Source organism: Litchfieldia salsa (assembly GCF_900104555.1).
In the GTDB taxonomy this organism is placed as follows: Bacteria; Bacillota; Bacilli; order Bacillales; family Bacillaceae_L; genus Litchfieldia; species Litchfieldia salsa.
On the sequence record NZ_FNJU01000005.1, the window covers coordinates 126,933 to 150,128 of the forward strand.

Here is a 23,196-nt window from a genome sequence, read left to right on the forward strand (position 1 = left end):
CCTAATTGTCTATTTTATTCGGGTCAGATACTTTGTAATAGCTTCTTTTGTTGCACTATACACGATTTCGCCGATTCCTTTTCCCACAATCGTTCCTGAACCAGCATATGGGGTTTTTACTCCTTCTTGAGTAAGCGCTAATAATAAAGAGTCTGTTGATGTTCCTGAAGCAATTGTATTCGTATGTGGATCATGAATATTCAAATCCTGCAATGCTTTAACTTTCGCTTCAGTTGCTGACATATAACCATTAACTAGAGCACCATCAGTAAAATGCGCATCAATAAACACCATGGTATTTATTGTACCAATTGTACGAGATTCAGAGACTAGATTTTTTGAAATATCTACTGCATTTCCGGTTCCCGCTGTGACAATGACCATCATTTCTATTTGTTCTATTTTTTTAGTTAAAATCACCACATCTTCGATTTTCACGGCTGTCATCATACCGACCGCTTGCTCATGAGGAATAGAAAGCCTTCCCATCCACTCTTCCAAATCTTTCTCTGGAGCATCACAATTATAATTCTTTGGTACATGAAAGTTGCAGAAATGCTTGATCCACTGAATTCCATCACCTATAACTCCATTGGAAATCGTTCTTAAAGATTGGTCAAACGCGACATGTATATAATCTTTCGTTTGATCTATTTTATAAGAACACTCAAATGGTAAACGCTTGACTGATGTAGAATGGTTTGGTGTCATTAACAGCTGAGGTTTCGCTATTGTAGGATGTGGCTGGGTTTTCACTTTGACTTCATATACTTTTTTTAACTGATCTACTTTCCTTAAAGTATCTACATTACCAACTTCCAAAAAAGTCCCATTATGAAGCAAACCAATACGATCACCATAGAGCGAAGCCACATTTAAATCATGCAAAATTGAAAAGACTGTTAAGCCCGTAGTCCGTTGCCTCTCTTTTAAAAGATCTAACATTTCAAATGTATGTTTTATATCTAGATGGTTGGTAGGCTCATCCAATAGTAGTATTTCAGGCTCTTGTGCCAATGCCTTCGCTAATAAAACTCGTTGTTTCTCACCGCCACTAATCATTCTGAACTGAGATTTTCTAAAGTGACTGATTTTTGTAATTTCCATTACATGTTCAATTACGTTCCAATCATTTTTTGAAAGTTGCTTGATAATACCCTTTTGATGAGGGTAACGCCCAAGACTTATAATCTCTTCAACAGTATAATCAAATGAGACATTTGCCTCTTGTGTAAGAACTGCCATTTTTTTGGCTTTTTCAAGTTTTGAATATCTTGATATTTGTTTACCCGATAGGAAAATATCCCCACTCATAGGAGTCAACTGTCCTGTGATTAGTTTAAAAAGAGTTGTTTTCCCACTCCCATTTGGGCCGAGAAGAACGAAGAATTCACCCTCTTGAATGTCTAAGTCCAGGTCCTTTATAATCGGGGAATCAGCATATCCACCCACCAAGTTCTGTATGGTTATCATCTACGTTCTCCCCCTCCCATTTCTTTCTCTAATTAACAACAGTGCAAATACTGGCGCACCAATTAAGGCTGTAATCACACCGATTGGTAATTCCTTCGGTGCAATAATGGTTCTAGCAAGCAAATCAGCTACTATGAGAAAAGATCCACCTAGTAACACTGATAAAGGAAGTACATGTCGATGATTAGGTCCTGTCACCAAACGAACTAGATGTGGAATCACTAATCCAACAAACCCTATTGAGCCAGATACAGCTACTGCAGCACCAGTTAAAAGGGACGCGCCGATTAAAATATACGTCTTCCCTTTTTTCACATCCACTCCAATATGATCTGCTGCATCTTCTCCTAATGCAAGTGCATTTAATTCACGGTAATGATAAAGCAAGATAAATGAACCAACAATCATAAACGGAATGATTAATTGCACATGACTCCATCCCCGCATTCCAACACTTCCATATAACCAATAGATGATTTGTGACATAGAATCCCGATCACCTAGTGATATAAGTAAGGAAACAACCGACCCAATAAATGCACTTACGATAATACCTGCTAATATAATCGTCTCAATAGCTAAACTTCGACTACTTAATCGAACTAGTCCAAAAACTACGAGGAGTGATAAAAAACCACTCACAATCGACACAACCGGAAGTGTAAAGCTTCCAAGACCTACGATTGTTACTTGAAAAAAAAGAACGACAACAGCACCTAACGAAGCACCTGATGACACTCCAATCGTATATGGATCAGCCAATGGATTCCGCAAAAGTCCTTGAAATGCAGCTCCAGCTAATGCGAGTGATGCACCTACACAGAAAGCTAGTACTACTCTAGGGAAACGGATATTCCAAATAATCATCTCTTGGTTTTTCGCAATCTCAGTAAGCCACCCCATATTTACTGTTTTATCTAAGATAATATGTAAGATTGTAGGAACTGGGACAGTGACACTGCTTATAAATAAACCAAGAAGGCCTGTACATAGTACAAAGCCTCCACTTAGAATATATAACCAAACAATTTTATTATTTAAATGTTTCTGGGTAGATAAGTTTCGCAAGTGTTTCCACTCCTTCAATCAAACGAGGACCGGGTCTTGTCACTGTATCGTTATCAACATCAAATACATTTTTGTTTTTGACAGCAGGTACTTCAGCCCATCCTTCACGAGTTAAAACTTGCTCTGCTGGATTTTCTACATAATAACCATAAGTAGTAATAATCACTTCAGGATTTAACTGAACGATTTCCTCTTCCGTTAACTTCACCCAACCTTCATGATCCTGGGCAGCATTGATTGCCTGAATGGACTCAAGCATCTCGTGCATAAATGTATTTGTTCCAGTTGTATAAATATCTGGAGCTGGTGAAACTTCAACCCAAACCTTCTTCTTTTCAGTGATTGACTCTGATGCTTTGTCTTTAATCACTTGAAGTCGTTCTTTCATATCAGTAATGATTTCGCCTGCTTCAGCCTGAGTACCAGTTGCGGAACCAATCAATTCAATATTTCCGTATACATCTTCAAAAGAAGTAGCACTTCCAACTACAACAACTTTAATTCCTGCTTCTTCAAATTGCTTTAAGACATCAGGGTGTGTATTGTAATGGTAGTCTGTAACAAGAGCAACATCAGGAAGAAGAGTAAGAACCATCTCAGTATTGATATCTTGGCCTCCAACTTTCTCGATTGATTGTGCTTCAACTGGATAGTTACAATAATCTGAAACTCCAACCACTTTATCCCCTACACCAAGTGCAAATGCAATTTCTGTGTTACTCGCTTGTATTGAAACAATCGATTCAGGTTCCTCATCAATTGTAACCTCTCGATTAGCATCGTCTGTGATTGTTATAGGAAATTGTTGTTCATCTTTTTGTTCTACTTCAACCTGCTCATTAGAGGTAGTGTCTTTTTGTTCTTGTGTATCCTCTCCCTGTGTACCACAACCTACAATTACAGCCATGCTTAACAGAAAAACGATACTGAAAAGTCCCCACTTTTTAAACATTTCTTTAATCACTTCTTTTCCTCCTTCAGTTTTAAGCACAAAAAAACGCCATTCCGATAGAAAAGCGTTAGTCAAAGGCATCATCATCATTGGTCTAATTGACCAAATAATTAACGGACGTAATCTAAATTGTGAAAATAGAGAACTATTTACATGATTAAATTACCTTGCACTTTAAACATACCTTTCCTCGAGGAAGCTTAAAATAAAATAGGCAGGTCTCCTGACTTGCGAATCAACAGTCGATTATCCCTTCCCATGTTAAAAACACAGTGGGTTTCATTAATCTTCCTACTCGCTTACAGTGGCGGGACCGTGTTGGATTTTCACCAACTTCCCTCTTAGTCTTAAATACATCACCCAATCATGAACATTTAAGAAACCTATTTTTATAATATTCGTTTTTTTGCTCTAAAAGCAATTATAGTAGAGTATTCTAGCTTTGTAAAATACATTTTCATTTATCATAGCTTATTAACCTCAATATCGCTTTTATTTTCTTCAAAAAATTCAACAGGGCTTTTTTCCTCTTTATCTAAAAACTCCTTTAGTTCTTCTTCTAAAAAGCCTGGTGCTTTTTCAGTGGAACCTGTCCCTTTTTCCGAGTTAAAAAACGGTAAGATCCCGTCCATTATAATAGAGGAACTATTTGAAGCGAATTGTTTCCCTTTATCAATAACATCCTCTGGTGTGTAACCTAAGAATACTACTAATACTAAACCAACAATTACGATTGGCATTATCACTTTAACTAGTGAGCGGACGATAGAGAAAATGAAGACACCAGCGATGATAAGGATAACTAAGGTCACCAATTGATTACTTGAGTTTAAAAGTTCTGTTAATGGATCATTCATATAGGCATCCCTTCCAAAGAATAGTACATATTACTCCTTTATGAACGAAAACAGTGCCTTTTAAACATTCAGTAGTGGATTAAATTAGTATAGGAAACCATTAAAATTATATGACATGTTTAAGTGCCTGATAGATTGAACACCATGAACGTTTAGCATAGAAAATGGGAATAGACTGACTTTTTGCTTTTTGTTTAATAACCGTTGATAAATTATGGTTAACAAAATCTGTTAATATAAGAATAAAATGAATATTTTCTGGTATTCCTTTCTTTACCATTTGAACTTTTCTTCCATCAATATGTACAACATCCTCTATTCCCATATCCGCTAATTTATTAGGAATGACTCCCAAATGATCTGCTCCTATTATAAGTAATGAACGCATAACCGTTACTCCTCTCTATTATTAAATTCTATTTTCTGTATTAAATCATTTAACTTTTTCAAGTGATAACAATTATCATTTATACTTACATACTAATTGAAAATGATTATCATTGTCAATATATTATTTGTAAAGTTTTTGAAAATAAAAAAACTTCCCCATTCTAGATCGGAGAAGTCTGAGTGCAAACAAAATATATTGATTAAACGATTTTAACATTATCAATTAGCCATCATTTCTTTAATTAACTGCTTGTTACGCTCTTTAAAAATCACATTATGTGAGGAGACCATTCCAAACTCACCTGCATCGGGTTGAATGTATGATTTCGCCTTATTAACCGCATTTGCAGCATCCTGAAAAGCTCCTGCAATTAAATACAATTTCCCATCATGCTTTAGGATATCACCAGCTCCATAAAGCCCACCAACTGTTGATTCACTTGTACTACTGCCTTTAATAAAATAGTTATCTATTAATTCTATTTCAAGCTCACTATTCTCTAATAAGGAAGCATCTCTTTCAAATCCATGGTTAATAACGATATCATCTACTTCTAAAAGATTGATTTCGTTTTTCTCATGATTTGTTAGTTCAACAGACTGAATGACCTGTTGATCATGACTAGCCAGTAATTTTGTGATTGTTGTATTGAAATAGCATTTAACAGAGCTATTTAACAATTGAGTAATTTGTGCTTCATGCCCTGATAATTGTTCCTTGCGATAAGTTAAATACACCTGTTTCGCAATTGGCTCAAGTTCATTCGCCCAATCAATAGCAGAATTACCACCGCCAGAAACAATGACTGTTTTATCCTTGAAGTACTTAAGTGTTTTTACAGTGTAATGTAAGTTAGACACCTCATACTTCTCCGCTCCTTCAATATCCAACTTCTGTGGCAATAAGATACCGCTACCGACTGCAACAATAACGGTCTTTGATAAATGCTCCTCTCCAGAAGCAGTCTTTAAAACAAAGATTCCATTCTCATCACGGAACATCGAAACAACTTTCTCATTTAAAACGACCTCTGGCTTGAATGTCAAACCCTGTTTTACCAGTTGTTTTATAAGATTTTCTCCACTAATAGGTGTTTGACCACCAATATCCCAGATCATCTTCTCAGGATATATGTGGATTTTTCCACCTAATTGTGGTTGGAATTCTATAATCTTCGTCTTCATTTCTCTTAATCCACTATAAAATGCTGAGTACAGTCCAGCAGGACCTCCACCAATAATTGTTACGTCAAACAATTCTCTATTCTTACTATTCATACGTACTCACTCCTTATAGGGATTATTATAAAATTGTCGATTGACAATCATTCTCAATTTTTCATAGTTACATTGTAGCCTATAATGATAATGATTATCAATACTATTTGAAAGTTTTTATTAGAATTTTCGAATACTTGAGGAAGGTTAATCTTTTTCTAAAATAAAAGGTTGTTTTCTCAAAGTTTGTTGTTTTCGACATAAAACATTGAAATGGTAGTTACAAGCAGGCTGAATACACGTAGACTCCTGCGGGATCAGTGGCCAAAGTGAGACCCCACAGGAGCTTAGCGACGAGGAGGCTCATTGGTCACCCGCCGGACGCGGAGTGTATTCAGCCTGCGGCTTTAGAAGCAACAATCCATATAAAAACCATATAAAAAAAAGCGAATTCCCCATAAGTATCAGCACTTATAGAAAAATCGCGTATAATATCAGTTATTAATAATACTCATAAATATAAGGCTCTTTAGGTTGATCTATTAACTCTAACTCAGTAATTTGTAAGTATGGTAACGGCCAATCGTTATAGGTGATTTGAGAAATAGTACCCTTTGCTCTTACCCATTGATCATTTTCCAAGTCCTTGGTCATTTCTCCTGTTGATAATGTCCCATAAATAGACGCATCTGCTACACAGCAAGAAAGTCCAAATCTTGCTATAACCACTTGATTTTCTGTAAAGTCTTCTTCTCGATAAATAAAACCAACAATTTCTAACTCTTTTCCGACAAACTGATCCACATTAACATCAATAATATTCATGATTGGAATATACTTATCATCTTCTACTACAATCTTATCCTTTTGAAGAAGTTCTTCTTTTAATACATCGTAATATTCAGCAGGGGGTTCCTGTACCTCGAAGCCTTCTGGATGCTCTAACGGGGGCCCTTCAACACCTGCAATCTCTTGATCTAAATTCTCCATATATTCATCTGGGTTTTTTAAATATTCTTCTGCTCGTGATGTATCACTTTGTTCAAGTGCCTTAGCTTCTTCAGGACTAGGGGGCTTCGTATAAAGTCCTGAACCATACTTAATCCCTCTCTTTTCAATCACAGAACTGTCTAATACATTATTAGAGAACATAAAGCCTGTGACTACTGGAATAATAAACAGAGAATAAAGAAGGATAGACTTTATTGATGAACCTTTCACATGGTGGTCTGCACCACAATCACAGTGGACGTCATCTACCTTTTTACTACCACTTCTCCAGATTTGTATAACTCCCATTAACAAGAAGGTTCCAGTTGCAAAATAAATAAATGGCATCATTCTAGGTGCAATGAAATTGATGATATCACCATTTACAATCAACTTAAATAAAAGCATTGTAAATCCAATTAATATAATTCCACGAATGTACATGTGAAAATGTTGATCACGATTTATTTCCATATTACTTACTCCCCCCTAAATAAACGTCATTTGCTGATAAATCAGAATAGCTAAAAAGACAACAACTGTCACAACCACCATAAAGCAAATGACAAATCTAGCTTTAAAATAAGCAAATAGCATAATGGTATTCTTTAAATCTAACATTGGACCATACACTAAGAATGCAAGAATGGAACCTGTTGTAAAGGTATTTCCGAAGGAGGATGCAACAAATGCGTCCGCTTCCGAACATAAAGACAAAACATAGGCAAATCCCATCATTACAAGCGGACCAAGTACTTCATTTGAACCAATCGCCTGTAATATGCTTCGATCAAGAAACGTCTGAAACAAGCTTGCTATAAAAGCCCCCATTATAAGGTACTTTCCCATATCGAAAAATTCATCACTTGCATGATAAAAAGTTGCTTTCAACTTATTTCCGCCTAGCACAGGTTCGGTATTCCTTTTTCCAGCTATTTCTTCCATCGACCATTTTATCTGATCTTTATTCTTAAAGATCAGATAAAGAATCAGTCCTATAATGATTGATAATATAAACGCCAAGCCCATCCTTGCATAAACAATCTCTTTATTCGATTGAAATGCATAATAGGTTGAAGCAAATACAACTGGATTTAAGATTGGAGCTCCGACTAAGAAAACAACTCCCACATGAAGTGGCATACCTTTCTTTATTAGTCGTCTAACAATGGGTACAATCGCACATTCACAAATTGGAAAGATTGCTCCCAAAAGCGCAGCAGGTATTAAAGCTGCAAATGGGTTCTTAGGAATGTATTTTTGTAACCATTGCTCAGATACAAATGTTTGTATCAAAGCTGATACAAACACACCCAACAGGATAAACGGAATAGCCTCTAACACGATACTTAGGAATATCGTATTTACATTAAGCCAATCTCTTGGGATATTAAATTTATTAAATGAAGATATATCTACAAAAAGAAACAAATAGATGAATAGGACAATTAAGGCAAGTCCAATAAAATCTTTTACTATGGTCGAAAATGAACCCTTCATATCTTACTCCTTTGTGTATATGCTGATCTAACGATTCTCTAAACCCTTGAAGTTAATTTTTTACTAATCTAGTAAGTTTAGGAACAAACATCCATAAAAACATGGATCTTGAAAAACTGAAAAGGATAAATGCAATCCATAATCCATGATTCCCAAAATAAGGAGTTAATCCCCAAAGAGAGATAAGAAACACGATTAAAGCAAGTGCAATCGAATTTCTAATTTCCTTTGCTCTTGCTGCTCCTGAAAATATGCCTTCTAATTGAAGTCCCCAAAAACCTACGAAAGGAAATACAATCATCCATATAAAAAATTGGATGCTAGTATCTCGAACCTCTGTTATTGTAGTAAACAATCCTACAATATCTTGATTCATCGATAATAATGTTAATGCTAGTATTGTTGCAGTAATGAATCCCCATTGTGCAGATAGAGTGATCACCCTACTAAAAAGTCTAGTGTTCTTTTCTCCAAACGCTCTACCTATGAGAATACTAGAAGCATTTGCTAAACCACCAAAAAAGTATGCCAAGATATATTGAATTTGAAGTAAGATTGCATTTGCAGCTAACGTGACTTCCCCCATACGTGCACCTTCTCTAGTAAATAAGAAAGTCATAGTTAACAAGCAAACGGTCCGAAGAAATAAATCTCGATTCATTTTTATCATTTTAACAAATGGAACAGGATCAAAGATTGATCGAAGAAGTGCAGGTGAAAAATTTATATATCCCCCTCTACTAATAAGGATAAATGCAAATATAACAGCACTGATTTCAGAAATTAAGGTTGCACTAGCAACTCCTTTTACCCCATAACCTAAACCAATTACAAATAATATATCAAGGATGATATTCAACCCATTCATAAAAAGTTGAATGTACAACGTCTCTCTTACCTTTGACATTCCCATCATCCAGCCAATCAGAACATAACTAGCCAACGTAAATGGTGCACCCCAAATTCGAATATAGAAATAGTCTTTTACCTGGTCTGCTACTGACTCACTTGTTCCCATCATTGAAACTGTTACATGTAATATAGGATATTGTACTAGAATAAAAAAGAAACCCATAACAATGGCGATGGATAAAGGTCGGAAGAATGACAGTGATCGTTCGTTTACATTTTTTGAACCTTCAGCTTGTGCAGTAAAACTAGTCGTACTCACTCGCAGAAAGCCAAATAACCAATACATAATATTGAAAATGAGTGCACCAATCGCAACTCCACCTATCATACTAGGTTCTGCTAATCTACCTACCACTGCTGTATCTACTGCACCTAATATAGGGGTTGAGAGTCCTGAGATAATCAAAGGAAAGGCTAGGAGAAGATAGCTTTTATGAGTGATTTCGGTGTTATTATTTTGAAGGTCTTTGATGGCTGCTTGTTTCATATTAATTCTCCCAATTTCTATGTGTTTGAACTTTCATTCTTTAGTGTCGTTGATGTTCGTAATCATTACGATTTAAAAACCAAACTTTTACAGATAATACTTAGTGTAACTAGGAATGAATACGACCTTTATCATATATAAAATAGGGAATGAAATCAACCTTTATTTTATCTTCATCATATAAGCGACTCCCCCCTTGAGAAGCCGCTCTTTTAACCTATCTATTTATCATAGATAATGAATTCTTCATTTCTTCAACTGTCTCTATCTCAAAACCTAAATCATGGAGCATCTTATAATCTTCCAGTTCCTCTTGTCCGGAGGTTGTTAAGTAATTACCAACAAAGATCGAATTCGCTGCAAATAATCCTAGTGGTTGTAAAGATCTAAGATTTACCTCTCTTCCACCCGAAATTCGAATTTCCTTTGTTGGGTTAATAAATCGGAATAGCGCTAAAACCTTTAGACAATAAAGAGGACTAAGCTCATTTGTTCCTTCTAAAGGTGTACCATCAATAGCGTGTAGAAAATTAACTGGAATAGAATCTGCATCAAGTGCTTTTAAGCTTCGTGCTATATCAATTACATCTTGTTTAGTTTCCTTCATTCCTACAATTACACCTGAGCATGGTGACAATCCTGCATCTTTAGCCAACTCTACTGTAGTAACACGATCATCATACGAATGAGATGTGGTTATGTTGTCGTGGTTACTTTTTGAGGTGTTCAGATTATGATTGTACCGATCAACACCTGCATCTTTTAAACGTTTCGCTTGATTTGGATTCAAAATTCCAAGACAAGCACAAATTTTCAGTCCGTATGTTTTCTTAATATCTAAGACAGCATCTACCACTTGGTCTACTTCTTTATTAGATGGCCCTCTCCCACTTGCCACAATACAATATGTTCCTATATTTAAATCATGTGCTCGCTTTGCTCCTTCAATAAGTTTTTCCTTAGTTAACATCTTATATGATTCAATTGGTGCTTCTGATACTCGGGATTGTGAGCAGTAACCACAGTTTTCAGGACATAATCCAGATTTTGCATTAATAATCATATTAAGCTTTACTTTCCTACCAAAATAATGCTTTCGAATATGAAAAGCTGCATGCATTAGCAACAATATATCATCATCAGAGCATGTTAAAATTGACAGTGCCTCCACATCTGATAGTTCCTCTTCTTGTATAACTCGGTTTGCAAGATTCATCCATTCCATCACAATACCTCCAGTTAATTCCTTGTTTCCCACGTTTTGTATGTAAACCATTTATAATTTTAAGTTAACATATTTAGAGGTGTCAATAGATTTTTATACTAAAAAAGAAGGCTGTTTTCTAAAATTTAGTTGTTTTAGACATAAAACATTGAAGTGGTAGTTTCAAGCAGGCTGAATACACGTAGACTCCTGCTCATACCAGTGGCCAAAGTGAGACCCCACAGGAGCATTCGCGACGAGGAGGCTCACTGGTCACCCGCCGGACGCGGAGTGTATTCAGCCTGCGGATTTCAAAGCAACAATCTATACGAAAACAGCTAAAAAGAAAGAGGAGGTCCTTGGGCTGGATTAACGCCCTAGGACCTCCTCTTTTATCATGTAGTATGACTAAACTTCGATAATAATAGGAAGAATCATTGGTTTTTTTCTTGTTTGTTTGAATATATGTTGTCCTACAGATTTTCTCACATTTTGTTTTATTTCATTCCATTGATATTTGTTCTCACCTTTTATCTCTGATACTGTCTTTTTTATTAGGCGATTCACATCTTTAAGTAGCTCTTCTGATTCTTTTGCATATACAAACCCACGGGTTATCGTATCTGGTTCAGAAATCAATCTACGTTCTCTTTTACTCATTGTTAAAACAATAACAAGCATTCCATCTTCTGAAAGCTGTTTTCGATCACGTAGAACAATTTCTCCTACATCCCCCGCTGCAACTCCATCAACATACGTATTGCCAGTCGGAATATTTCTTGTTTGTGTAGCTACTTTATTCTTTATATCAAGAACATCTCCATTATTTATAAGAAATGTGTTACCTTCCTCTACTCCTACGGATTCAGCTAACTCTCGGTGTAAATGTAGCATTCTGTATTCTCCATGAATCGGTACAAAATAAGTTGGCCTCATTAAGGTAAGCATCAGTTTCAAATCCTCTTGATAACCGTGACCAGAAACATGCATCCCTTTTCCAGAACCGTAAATCACTTTAGCTCCTAATGTAAATAAATTATCAACAATTTTTGTGACATTACGCTCATTCCCAGGAATCGGTCCTGCTGCAAAGATTACGGTATCCTCAGGGAGTATTTCTACACCACGAAAGTTGCCAGTCGATAAACGAGCAAGCGCAGCATTGGGCTCTCCTTGACTCCCTGTACAAAGTACAGCAACTTGTTCAGGAGGTAACTCATTGATTTGATCTTGCTCTATTAACATACCTTCAGGTACATTTAAGTACCCTCTCTCCATTGCAATATCAACGACATTTAACATACTTCTTCCAAGTAATGCTAATTTGCGATTCGTTATATGACATGCATCAACAACCTGTTGCACACGATGAATATTGGAAGCAAATGTTGACAGGATTACTTTTCGTTTTGCTTTTCTAAATGCCTCTAAAACGTGATCTCCTACCATTTGCTCTGTTGGTGTTAAACCTGGCCGCTCAGCATTCGTACTCTCAGAGATAAGAAGTAATACCCCTTCTCTACCGATTTCCGCCATTTTGTGAATATCAGAGTGTTCATTTCCGGCGGGTGTCAAATCAAACTTAAAGTCCCCAGTATGTACAATCTTTCCTTCTGGAGTAGTAAAGACGATACCTAAACAATCAGGAATACTATGACTTACTTTAAAGAAATTCACACTGATCTCGTCAAAATTTAATTCAGAATCTCTATTTATTTCAACTAATTCTGTGTCTCTAAGTAGTTTGTGCTCATCCAACTTTAATTCGATCAAGCCTAAAGTGAACCTGGTTGCATAAACTGGTACATTCATTTTTTTCAAAAAGTATGGGATTCCACCGATATGATCCTCATGGCCATGTGTGACTATCAATGCTTTAATTCTGTCTTTATTTTCTTGTAGATAGGACATATCTGGAATAATTAAGTCAACTCCCAATAAACTTTCATCAGGAAATTTATTGCCACAATCAATCACAATGATTTTATCACCATATTCAATTGCATACATGTTCTTACCAATTTCGTGTAATCCTCCCAATGCAAAGAAGGATAATGAGGCTTCATGTTTACTCAAATTAAATTCCTCCTACTTTAATAAACTACAAATAGTATGCCCATATCCTAGTTGTGTAATTACAATTGGTCGTTTTCGTCTTTTAAAGCCGCAGGCTGAATACACTTCCCGTCCGGCGGGTGACCAGTGAGCCTCCTCGTCGCTACGGCTCCTGCGGGGTCTCACTTTGGCCACTAGTCCCGCAGGAGTCTACGTGTATTCAGCCTGCTTGTAACAAAACCATTTCAATGTTTTATGTCTCAAACAACAAAATTTGAGAAAATATCCTTCCAATTCGAACCATCTTACTTAAACAGATGAATATATTAACAATTCTTTGACATACTGAAAGAAAAAATGTACGTTACCTATGGTTGCCATTTTTTTAGAAAGCTAGGGGGGAAGATTCGTGGAAAATGTATTTGATTATGAAGATATTCAATTAATTCCAGCAAAAAGTATAGTTAATAGCCGAACTGAGTGTGATACATCAGTCACCTTTGGGAGTCATACCTTTAAGTTACCTGTTGTCCCGGCAAACATGCAGACAATCATTGATGAAAAGATTGCAGTTTATTTAGCTGAAAAGGGTTATTTTTATATCATGCATCGCTTTGAGCCTGAAAAGCGGTTAACATTTGTAAAAGAGATGAAAGCAAAAGGGTTATACTCGTCAATAAGTGTAGGAGTAAAAGAAGAAGAATATCAATTTATACAAGAATTAGCAGAGCAAGGCATTACCCCTGAGTACATTACAATAGATATTGCACATGGTCATTCAAATGCGGTCATTAAAATGATCCAACATATTAAGAAATACATACCTGGAAGCTTTGTAATTGCTGGGAATGTCGGAACTCCTGAGGCAGTGAGAGAACTAGAACATGCTGGTGCAGATGCTACAAAGGTAGGAATTGGACCTGGAAAGGTTTGTATAACTAAAATTAAAACAGGATTTGGCACAGGCGGCTGGCAACTAGCTGCTCTACGTTGGTGTGCAAAGGCAGCAAGTAAGCCTATTATCGCTGATGGGGGTATTCGTACACATGGTGACATTGCTAAATCGGTTAGATTTGGTGCATCCATGGTGATGATTGGATCGTTATTCGCAGGTCACGAAGAATCTCCTGGTGTCACAATCGAACAAGATGGAAAACTATACAAGGAATACTTTGGTTCGGCTTCAGAATACCAAAAAGGTGAAAGAAAAAATGTTGAAGGTAAGAAGATGTTAGTCGAGCACAACGGATCATTGGAAGAAACATTGAAAGAAATGGAACAAGACCTTCAATCCTCTATCTCTTACTCCGGAGGAAACAAGCTTGACGCAATACGTCATGTGGATTATGTGGTTGTAAAGAATTCAATCTTTAATGGAGATAAAACCTATTAGTTTTAAAGTGCGTAAGAATTCAAAAATCATATGAAAGAGACTGGGACAAATGTGTTTTAACTAGGTGATAATCCGAATATTCATAAAATGGTATAGAAACACCGCTCCTGAAATATACTTCGCTTCCCGCGGGAAGCTGGTGAGCCTCCTCGCGCTTCGCACTGCGGGGTCTCACCGTTGCTTTTCATCCCGCAGGAGTCTACGTATATTTCATCCGCTAAAGTTACTAATTTATTCGGAATTCTGTTAAACACTTTAGTTTTGTCCTAGTCTCATATTAGTTATTTTTCCAGCTAGCTATATATTCTGTTTCTTCGTTTGGTAAATTAACTTGCGGGTTCTCAATGACCCAACTACCTTCGATGCTAAGTTCTTTACATGCTAAATCAAACTGACACATCGCAATTCCCAGGTCTAATAATTGCATATCATATCCTAGGCTACTGCTATAATTTGGTGTATGTTCAATGAAAAAATGACAAGTATTACGATCCTGGGACAATACAATTCTCCATGGTTGTTTGTTTGATGCAGAAGGACCTAATCTCACCATTTCAATCGGAATTTCCAAATGGCCCGCGTTTTCCTTTAGTAAACTATTTTCAAATGTTGTATCATAAAATAGTTTTTCCCATGACTTTTTATTATCTGCTTTTACAACGATACGAAGTGCTTTGTCAAACATTCGCTGTTTTTCTTTCGCATAACCAAATGGTGTGATACAAGGAATAAATTCATTCTCGTAAAGCACAATCTCCTTTTCAAACGAATTTCGCTGAAAAGTCCCTCCCATCCAGCAACTTCCAATTTCTAATTCTGTTAAATATAAAACAAGCTTTTGAAAAATATAACCGAACTCTACTAGTGAATACTTATTATTTTCTGCTAAACCCACTAAAAATCCTTTTGGATTTTTAATAAAACCGTAGGTGCCTAACTTAATGCCTTTGTCAGTAACATTATTTTTAACTTGAATAAGTTCTATCCTTCCTCGTCTTCCAAAGGGGCCAATCAAATTCTGCTCAATTCTCAAGTATTCATTCAACTTTTCATCATGTGATATTGTTAGATCTTTACTGTCATATGTTCTTATAGATTGCCGTTTGCTCATTGTGTCAATAACTGATTTCTTATAATTCATTTGATCCCTCCGGCTAACTTCTATAAATGCTAGACAAACCTCATTGTAAGCTTAATTCTACTCCTTCTATTAGATAAATTGAAGTAGAAAAGAGATTATTCCATAATCGAAATGAGACGCGAGAACCGTCCCCTCACCTCAAAGGAAAAAGACTGTCTTGGCAAAAGACAGCCTTACTATTTGATTAAATCTTAAAAGTTGACAATTCTTCTTGGAGATTTTGAGCAATCTTCGCTAATTCTTTCGATATACTTGCCACTTCCTCAATAGTTGAGGCCTGTTCCTCTGTTGAAGCAGCAGCTTCTTCTGTAGACGCTGCAGAAATTTCAATAATTTCGTTAATGTTTCTTATCGACTCTAAGACATCATTAGAAGAACTCGTAATAACCTCAATTACTTCTTTAAGAGATGTCACACCTGTTTCTGTTTCTTTTACATTTTCAACGATTTGGTGAAGTGATTTTCCACCTTTCTCGATTAAGAATACCTGTTCTTTCACTGCTTCTAAATTAGTTTCCATCGTATTAACGGTTACTTTTGTTTCAGATTGTATATCTTCTATCAATGATGTAATTTTTTCAGCAGCTTGGTTTGACTGCTCTGCTAGTTTTCTTACTTCTGATGCCACAACTGAAAATCCTTTTCCATGTTCACCAGCTCGTGCTGCTTCGATTGCTGCATTTAATGCTAATAGATTCGTTTGATTTGCAATATCAGAAATTACGGTAATGATTCCACCTATCTCTTCAGAACGACTTCCCAGCTTTTGGATTGATTCGGTTGCAAACTCTACCGTATTCGTAACCTTTCCTAAATGTTTGATCGAATCATTGATTGCTTTATTTCCCAATTCAGCTTCACGAGATGAGTTAGTCGCACTATTCAATGTTTGATTAACAAATTCATTCCCCTTCTCTATTTGAGAAAGTGCTTTTTCCATTCCAGCTAAAATTCGAGTGGCTTCATCTGATTGACGGCTTGTTCCTTCAGCAATAGTAGTCGTTGTCTTAGCAATCTGTGAACCCATTTCTCCTGTTACTTCTGCACTTGCCGAAAGTTCCATAGAGGTTTCTGCTGTTCGATTTGCAGACTCTTTTATCCCTGTAATTAATCGTTTTAAATTTACACTCATCAAGTTAATCGATTGAGCTAATTCACCAATTTCATCTTTTGATTTAATTTCTATTTGATTAACAGTTAAATTGCCACCTGCAATTTCTTTTGCAACATTTGTTACTGATAATAGAGGTTTTACTTGTCTTCGCACCAAGAAATAAATAATGATTCCCATAATAATGATTTCAACTAAACCAAATATAATTAACTTATTCTGAAAGTCAAATGCCATTTTATGATAGGCTTCCATTGGATATCCAACAAAGAACATACCAATTATTTCACCTGAAGAATCTTTAATAGGCTCATAAATCGTAATAAGCTGTTTTCCAACAACTGTTGCTTCACCTGTATAGGTGTCTCCATTAGTTAACGTTTTGTCCGCCACTTCTTTTGAAACTTGAGTGCCAACCGCTCTCGTTCCATCTTCTAGCATTACATTTGTTGATACTCTTGTATCACCCATAAAAATAGTTACCGCATTATTAGTTAATGAGCCAATTTTATCAACCATTTCAAAATTATCATTTAACTTTACATTTCCCTTATATAACTGATCTTCCTTAATCGTCCAATCACCTGGGTATTGTTCATCCAACAGTTCCTCTGCAACACTATATGCAGTCTTTAAATTTTCATTTGCAACATTTATGACATCTCTCTTAACTGTTGTAACAGAAGTAAAAATGAGTATGATTGAACCTATGCTAAAGAACACAATAAATGCAATCGTAAGCTTTTCCTTGATTCCTATTTTCATATATTTCCGTTCTCCTTCTTAACGAGTTTCCCCATAACATTTTCTACTGACGTATCAATCACGAATAATTGATCTAGCTTGGCAATCTCAAATAACTCTTTAATGAATTCATCTTTAATAACTAGGTATATTTTTGATTCTTTATTTTCTATATGATTCATAAAAGTAATAAATAATCCCATACCTGTACTATCAATATTTTCTAAATTTGATAAATCAAATATATAATTAAATTTTCCTTCTTGTATGAAATCAATAAGTTTTCCCTTCACAGATTCTGATTGGTTATATTGTAATTTTCCGGAAATTTCTATAATGATCGTACCTTCTTCTATTCTATGCTCTAAAACAGTCTTCATTGTTTTATCTCCTTTTTTCAATACTGACTTTGAATCCCTTTCCTTCATTTAAGAAGGAAATCTTATCTACCATTTTCTTAACCATCAACAATCCACGACCTCTATCTTGGAGCAGGACTTCTTCCAACTGTTTATGATCAATAGGATTTAAATGATGAGCCATTCCATCCCCTTGATCAGTAATCTCTACTAAAATAACATTTTCTTCCATTTTTATATATAAATTAATAGGGTAGTTTGATGCTTGGTCGTTATATTTCCTCAATGTTGCTTCAAAAGCATTAATGATTAGTTCATGGATAGCAAATACTAATCTTCGATCAACATCTCCAGATAAACACTTGAGAAAGGATTTAACTACATCATCTATTTGTTCTATAACCATTTCCTTGCATGGTATCTGAATATTCATATTCACACTCTAAATTCCTACCTTTCTATTTGTTTCAATTTAAAGGATAGTACACACACGTCATCCTCTAAATCTTCTTTTCCATCTAGTTGTTCCTCTATATAGGCAGTAAATGAAGAGGTTGCCTTTAGAGAATTATCAATAAGTCTGCTAAGTATATCTCTCGCACTAACTTTTCCATTTTTCCTAAAATGATCTGTTAATCCGTCTGTAAATAGAATGAGCGTTGCATCTTGGGAAAAATGAACAACTCCTGTATTACAAGGTAAATCCTTGAGAATTCCAAGTGGCACTGTTCCATCCTTTAGAAAATCTCGTTTCTCATCCTTGTCTGTTATGATAATTCCTGGTGGATGCCCAGCATTCAAATACTGTATTTCTCCTTTATTTAAGTCTAAATAAACATAAATTCCAGTCACATATATATAGAAATCTTCATGTTGGAAGAGTGAGATTAACAACCCGTTTATCTTCTTCATCACTTTATATGGTTCTTTTTCTTGTTGAATCAAGTCCTTTAATTGTGGATAAATCGCCATTCCAATTAAAGCCGACGACACCCCATGACCCATTACATCTAAAACGACTGCACCATAAACTCCCTCTTCGATTTGATTCCATGCATATAAATCACCTGATAACATCGCTGAAGGTTTATATAGATAATCAACTTCTAGATTAGGATCCTTAGGTACGTTATCCAGAGTGGCTAACTGAATTTTACTTGCCAATTGCAGTTCTTTTTTTGCTTGGATTTCATTATTCTTTATTCTAACAACTGTCTCTTCCAACTCAATTGTATTCGCGATTAAACTGGCATAGATTAGCAGTTTAGGAATATCAGCCTCACTTAAAACGTTTGGATCTGGGTCCAATGCACATAATGTACCAAAAACACTTCCATCCTCTAAAACAATAGGCACCCCTAAGTATGATCTGATTGAAACTGTTTGAGTTATTTGTAATTCTCGTACTAAAGAATTTTGTAATGCATCTGTAATCAACAAAGGCTTTTTCTCATTAGTAACATAACCACAATATGAAAGATCTAATGGTTCATCTACTTTATCTGGGATCGTACATCCACCTTCATTATTGATTGTATTAAGGATCTTAAAACGATTTTGTGTTGTACTACTAATAAAAAACGACCTTGCTTCAACTGTTTCATTCATTAAACTAAGAACATTATGAGCAGCTTCCTCAAACTTACGTTGTATGTTTTTCAAGTTGTTTCCCCTTTTAAATAATTCATGATTTTATTGAATAATAAGTACTTTCACTATAAGGTCAGCATACAAAGGGAACTTTAATTAAATATTTTTAGACTTTATACTACATATATCGACAATTTATTGAACTTTTTTAGTTTTATTTATAACTTTAAAATATAGATAATCGAAGTATATAGAGGTAAACAGAACACTTAATGATGTGGCTTCTAGTAGTAAATATCTATTATTGATTTCCCAAACTGTTTAATAGCGGAATTAATAAAAAACGGGTAAAATCATATAGTACTTATTAATGAAAGGGGAAAGAACAATGCATATAACAAATGAAGCATCAGCTTTTATAAAAGAATTGCTCGCTGAACAAAATGCACATAATATCCGAATTCATTTCGCAGGCTATGGCTGAGGATCTCCACAAATTGGACTAGCTCTGGATGAGCCAGCAGAAAATGATACAATTGAAACAATTAACGAAATAGTAGTAGCAATTGACCCTATGATCAAAGAGCATATCGAAACCCTTACTCTTGATATAAGCGAAGATAAAACGGGTTTAACATTCTTAGGAGACAACGGGAACTGTTGTTAATATTTAAAAGAGGAGTGATCTACTCCTCTTTTAAAAGATGAAGAACTCGTATGATCATTCATGCTAAAGTTCCTCCCTCTTCATATTTATATGAATCCCCTTTTATTAAATTCCCTCACATTCTTTAACTTAAATATAAGTTCTGCTACAAGCTAAACATTTTTTATGTTAATATATTATATATGAGCACAAAATAGGCAGTGGAAATTTGCGCTAATTGATAAAATCTTCTATATTTGATATAATACATTGTTTTTAACATTACTAAGGGGGAACTTTTTTTGTCAATCGAAGTAGGCAGCAAGGTACAAGGTAAAGTAACAGGGATAACAAATTTCGGAGCTTTTGTAGAATTACCTGGAGGCTCAACAGGTCTTGTTCATATTAGTGAAGTAGCAGATAGCTATGTAAAAGATGTGAATGACCACTTAAAAGTAGGAGACCAAGTTGAAGTAAAAGTAATTAGTGAGAAAGACGGAAAAACTGCCTTATCCATCAAAAAAGCGATAGACAGACCTGAAGGACAGACACCTTCTTATCCTCAACGTCAACCACGTCAAGGAAGAGATGATAGGCAATCTAAAGACTTCCGTTCAAAGGGTAATTTCAAACCTAAGGAAAGCTTTGAAGATAAAATGGCAAAATTTTTAAAAACAAGTGAAGAAAACTTATCTACTCTTAAACGCAGTACTGAAACTAAACGTGGCGGTAGAGGTGGAAGACGCGGATAACTCGCTTCCTTTTTAATAAAAATTTTTCAACCAATAATGGCAAGCCAAATAGTTGGCTTGCCTATTTCCTATGTAATGACATAGAGAGCATATAGGAATCAGTGCAAATACTCATTTTCAACACTCATAATTCGTTATTGTATACATTGTACTAATGTATCATATCCCTGAACACAGTTCCTCCCACTTCTCTTTGCTTCATATAAAGCTTGATCAGCTTGTCTCATGAGAATATTTAACGATTGATGTTGATCACTCCCACTTTTAATCATCGTTGAAATTCCAAAGCTTGAAGTAACAGAGATCTCCTTATCACCGATCAGAATTGAAGCTTCTGATATTTTCATCTTAAGAGTATTGGCTAAGTCTATTGCTTCACTTAATAATGTATCAGGTAAGAAAATAATGAATTCCTCTCCACCATATCTGCCTAAAATATCTGTTGTTCTAAGTGATTTCTTTACCAAGGACGCTAAGGAAGTCAAAACTTGATCCCCTGCCTCATGCCCATATGTATCATTTACAATTTTGAAATGATCGATATCAAACATAATACAAGCCCCTCTTGTGTGAAGGTTATTAAAAATCCCTTCAGCTTTTTGCATGAAAAATGTTCGATTATATACTTGGGTTAAGCCATCAATGCTTGCCAGGTACTCAAGCCTCTCATGCATATTAACTCTTTCCGTTATATTTATAAAAGTGATAATTTGTCCAATTTGTTGTTGATTATTTTTATTCCAAATCGGAGTGTAACGAATTTGGAAATGTTGGGAGTGTTCTCCAGCTATTCTATGTTCATAATCACATTCTTTTTGCTGCTCAATGAACTCTGCTAATTGCTGGTGATTATTTTCAAGTAAATGACTAATGGTTTTGCCTATTGAATTCCGATTTAGAGTTGGTATGACATTAAGAATCGCGTGGTTATAATCAACAAGTTTCCCCTTCTGGTTTAAAACAATAACACCGCCCTGCATGTTCTCAAACACCTTTTCCCTTGCAATAGGTGCTACATTAAACATTTGAAAGGATAATAGTGCTGAACCATGTAAAAGGAAGGAGACACTCATAAATACCGGCCCCAAGTCAATCCCATAAGGACTAGATCCTTCTAAATAAAAGTGACTAGCAATGATGGGAACGACAAGACCTGTTACCATTAGTAGAATTTGCATCCGGAATCTAAAAAGCGAGTTTTTCATTTGCATGAGAAGTACGATAATACTAATCATAAAGCAAAGAAAAACATAGATTGAGTGGACGTAAAACCAGGGACCATACTCAAATGTTACAATTGGGAATGGAGTATCACTTCTTAGTATTACCGAAGTGTAATATAGATGATGAAGATCATTTGTACTATGCATAAAGATGGTGATTATTGGAATAACAAAGAGACTATAGTAAACCCTTAGAGGAAGCTTTTGTCCTACATATTCATAACACATAAGTAAGAGAAATGTAGGTATGAAAGGTAAGGCAAGATATTCAACTCTGAGCCAAAACTTAATTGATTCTAAAGAAATACTAGCCAACTCAAAACTGTAAGAAAAAGTGAAAATCGCTGACAAGAATGTAACTAAGATATAGTATTTTGCACCAGGTGCATCTTTAAGTTTAACAAGTGCATATATCGATAAAGAACTGCTCAATATACCTGCAATTACAACAATTATTATGTATTTTAATAGTTCATGTTCCATAACATCTTCTCCAAATAGTCATAAAGTACTATAAAATAGTATATAGGATATATTCACTATATTACTAGTATTTATTGTGATTATGTTTATTTAATTTACTTACACGATGAAAGACTTTTAGGTTGGCTCTCCACCGATTTTTGTCTTTCATTGATTTGATGAAAGACTTTTTCCTGAGTCTCCACCAATTTTTGTCTTTCATAACCTTGATGAAAGACTTTTTCTTGAGTCTACACCGATTTTTGTCTTTCATCGCCTTGATGAAGGACTTTTTCTTAAGTCTCCAACGTTTTTTGTCTTTCATTGCCTTGATGAAAGACTTTTTCTTGAGTTTCCACCGACTTTTGTCTTTCATAGGCCTGATGAAAGACTTTTTCTTGAATCTCCACCGATTTTTGTCTTTCATAGGCATGATGAAAGACTTTTTCTTGAGTTTCCACCGACTTTTGTCTTTCATAGGCCTGATGAAAGACTTTTTCTTGAGTCTACACCGATTTTTGTCTTTCATAGGCCTGATGAAAGACTTTTTCTTAGTGCTCAGACGATTTTTGTCTTTCATAGCCTTGATGAAAGACTTTTTCCTGAGTCTCCACCGATTTTTGTCTTTCATCCCCACCAACAAAAAATAACCCAAGCAATTTCACTCTA

At 35.4% G+C, this 23,196-nt stretch carries 20 protein-coding genes and 1 riboswitch; of the genes, 2 read left to right on the forward strand and 18 right to left on the reverse strand.

The window, feature by feature from the left end; all coding sequences use genetic code 11:
• Nucleotides 1-9 precede the first annotated feature (9 nt).
• The 11 genes from BLQ56_RS12030 to BLQ56_RS12080 all read right to left on the reverse strand — a co-directional run bounded on the left by BLQ56_RS12030 (nucleotide 10) and on the right by BLQ56_RS12080 (nucleotide 13,127).
• Entirely contained in the window at nucleotides 10-1,473 is a 1,464-nt protein-coding gene (locus tag BLQ56_RS12030) for an adenosylcobinamide amidohydrolase (RefSeq protein WP_090854359.1), read from the reverse strand.
• Entirely contained in the window at nucleotides 1,474-2,541 is a 1,068-nt protein-coding gene (locus BLQ56_RS12035) for a FecCD family ABC transporter permease (protein WP_090854362.1), read from the reverse strand.
• Complete coding sequence (locus BLQ56_RS12040) at nucleotides 2,507-3,493, reverse strand: ABC transporter substrate-binding protein (protein ID WP_090854783.1); 987 nt, start codon at nucleotides 3,491-3,493, stop codon at nucleotides 2,507-2,509. Before BLQ56_RS12040 ends, BLQ56_RS12035 begins: the two co-directional genes overlap by 35 nt.
• Nucleotides 3,494-3,689: 196 nt before the next feature.
• Nucleotides 3,690-3,890, reverse strand: a riboswitch (cobalamin riboswitch).
• Nucleotides 3,891-3,957: 67 nt separating this feature from the next.
• A complete protein-coding gene (locus BLQ56_RS12045) occupies nucleotides 3,958-4,350 on the reverse strand; it encodes a hypothetical protein (protein ID WP_090854365.1) in 393 nt (130 codons plus the stop codon).
• Nucleotides 4,351-4,456: 106 nt separating this feature from the next.
• The gene (locus BLQ56_RS12050; RefSeq protein ID WP_090854368.1) at nucleotides 4,457-4,738 is read right to left on the reverse strand and encodes a DUF2325 domain-containing protein; all 282 of its coding nucleotides are present in this window, start codon (nucleotides 4,736-4,738) and stop codon (nucleotides 4,457-4,459) included.
• 221 nt (nucleotides 4,739-4,959) lie between these two features.
• Nucleotides 4,960-6,018, reverse strand: a complete 1,059-nt coding sequence (locus BLQ56_RS12055) for an NAD(P)/FAD-dependent oxidoreductase (protein WP_090854371.1) — start codon at nucleotides 6,016-6,018, stop codon at nucleotides 4,960-4,962.
• Between the two features lie 441 nt (nucleotides 6,019-6,459).
• Entirely contained in the window at nucleotides 6,460-7,422 is a 963-nt protein-coding gene (locus BLQ56_RS12060) for a TIGR03943 family putative permease subunit (protein ID WP_090854374.1), read from the reverse strand.
• 15 nt (nucleotides 7,423-7,437) lie between these two features.
• Nucleotides 7,438-8,448 carry a permease gene (locus BLQ56_RS12065; protein ID WP_090854377.1) on the reverse strand — a complete coding sequence of 337 codons (1,011 nt, stop codon included), beginning with the start codon at nucleotides 8,446-8,448 and terminating at the stop codon, nucleotides 7,438-7,440.
• A gap of 52 nt (nucleotides 8,449-8,500) precedes the next feature.
• The gene (locus BLQ56_RS12070; RefSeq protein WP_090854380.1) at nucleotides 8,501-9,847 is read right to left on the reverse strand and encodes an MATE family efflux transporter; all 1,347 of its coding nucleotides are present in this window, start codon (nucleotides 9,845-9,847) and stop codon (nucleotides 8,501-8,503) included.
• Nucleotides 9,848-10,064: 217 nt separating this feature from the next.
• Entirely contained in the window at nucleotides 10,065-11,075 is a 1,011-nt protein-coding gene (gene bioB / locus BLQ56_RS12075) for a biotin synthase BioB (protein ID WP_090854383.1), read from the reverse strand.
• A gap of 384 nt (nucleotides 11,076-11,459) precedes the next feature.
• Nucleotides 11,460-13,127: a ribonuclease J gene (locus BLQ56_RS12080; RefSeq protein ID WP_090854386.1), complete on the reverse strand. Its 1,668-nt coding sequence runs from the start codon at nucleotides 13,125-13,127 to the stop codon at nucleotides 11,460-11,462.
• 388 nt (nucleotides 13,128-13,515) lie between these two features.
• Here BLQ56_RS12080 and guaC point away from each other — a divergent pair, with 388 nt between their 5' ends.
• Nucleotides 13,516-14,499 carry a GMP reductase gene (guaC, locus tag BLQ56_RS12085; protein ID WP_090854389.1) on the forward strand — a complete coding sequence of 328 codons (984 nt, stop codon included), beginning with the start codon at nucleotides 13,516-13,518 and terminating at the stop codon, nucleotides 14,497-14,499.
• A 277-nt stretch (nucleotides 14,500-14,776) separates the two neighbouring features.
• Here guaC and BLQ56_RS12090 read toward each other — a convergent pair whose 3' ends face one another.
• The 5 genes from BLQ56_RS12090 to BLQ56_RS12110 all read right to left on the reverse strand — a co-directional run bounded on the left by BLQ56_RS12090 (nucleotide 14,777) and on the right by BLQ56_RS12110 (nucleotide 19,516).
• On the reverse strand, nucleotides 14,777-15,640 hold the full coding sequence (locus BLQ56_RS12090; RefSeq protein WP_090854392.1) for a nitroreductase family protein: 864 nt from the start codon (nucleotides 15,638-15,640) through the stop codon (nucleotides 14,777-14,779).
• Nucleotides 15,641-15,824: 184 nt separating this feature from the next.
• Nucleotides 15,825-17,516 (reverse strand): methyl-accepting chemotaxis protein, encoded by a 1,692-nt coding sequence (locus BLQ56_RS12095; protein WP_090854395.1) that lies wholly within the window; start codon nucleotides 17,514-17,516, stop codon nucleotides 15,825-15,827.
• Nucleotides 17,513-17,875, reverse strand: a complete 363-nt coding sequence (locus tag BLQ56_RS12100; protein WP_175490282.1) for an STAS domain-containing protein — start codon at nucleotides 17,873-17,875, stop codon at nucleotides 17,513-17,515. The genes BLQ56_RS12095 and BLQ56_RS12100 overlap by 4 nt, the downstream gene beginning before the upstream one ends.
• A 4-nt stretch (nucleotides 17,876-17,879) precedes the next feature.
• Nucleotides 17,880-18,287 (reverse strand): ATP-binding protein, encoded by a 408-nt coding sequence (locus BLQ56_RS12105; RefSeq protein ID WP_175490283.1) that lies wholly within the window; start codon nucleotides 18,285-18,287, stop codon nucleotides 17,880-17,882.
• A gap of 17 nt (nucleotides 18,288-18,304) precedes the next feature.
• The gene (locus BLQ56_RS12110; RefSeq protein WP_090854404.1) at nucleotides 18,305-19,516 is read right to left on the reverse strand and encodes a PP2C family protein-serine/threonine phosphatase; all 1,212 of its coding nucleotides are present in this window, start codon (nucleotides 19,514-19,516) and stop codon (nucleotides 18,305-18,307) included.
• 876 nt (nucleotides 19,517-20,392) lie between these two features.
• Between BLQ56_RS12110 and BLQ56_RS12115 the strand changes: the two genes are divergently transcribed.
• Nucleotides 20,393-20,842 (forward strand): S1 domain-containing RNA-binding protein, encoded by a 450-nt coding sequence (locus BLQ56_RS12115; RefSeq protein ID WP_090854407.1) that lies wholly within the window; start codon nucleotides 20,393-20,395, stop codon nucleotides 20,840-20,842.
• Between the two features lie 134 nt (nucleotides 20,843-20,976).
• Here BLQ56_RS12115 and BLQ56_RS12120 read toward each other — a convergent pair whose 3' ends face one another.
• Together BLQ56_RS12120 and BLQ56_RS23530 are read right to left on the reverse strand one after the other, a co-directional pair.
• The gene (locus BLQ56_RS12120; RefSeq protein ID WP_090854410.1) at nucleotides 20,977-22,548 is read right to left on the reverse strand and encodes a histidine kinase N-terminal 7TM domain-containing diguanylate cyclase; all 1,572 of its coding nucleotides are present in this window, start codon (nucleotides 22,546-22,548) and stop codon (nucleotides 20,977-20,979) included.
• A gap of 275 nt (nucleotides 22,549-22,823) precedes the next feature.
• Entirely contained in the window at nucleotides 22,824-22,988 is a 165-nt protein-coding gene (locus tag BLQ56_RS23530; protein ID WP_175490284.1) for a hypothetical protein, read from the reverse strand.
• Nucleotides 22,989-23,196: the final 208 nt, after the last annotated feature.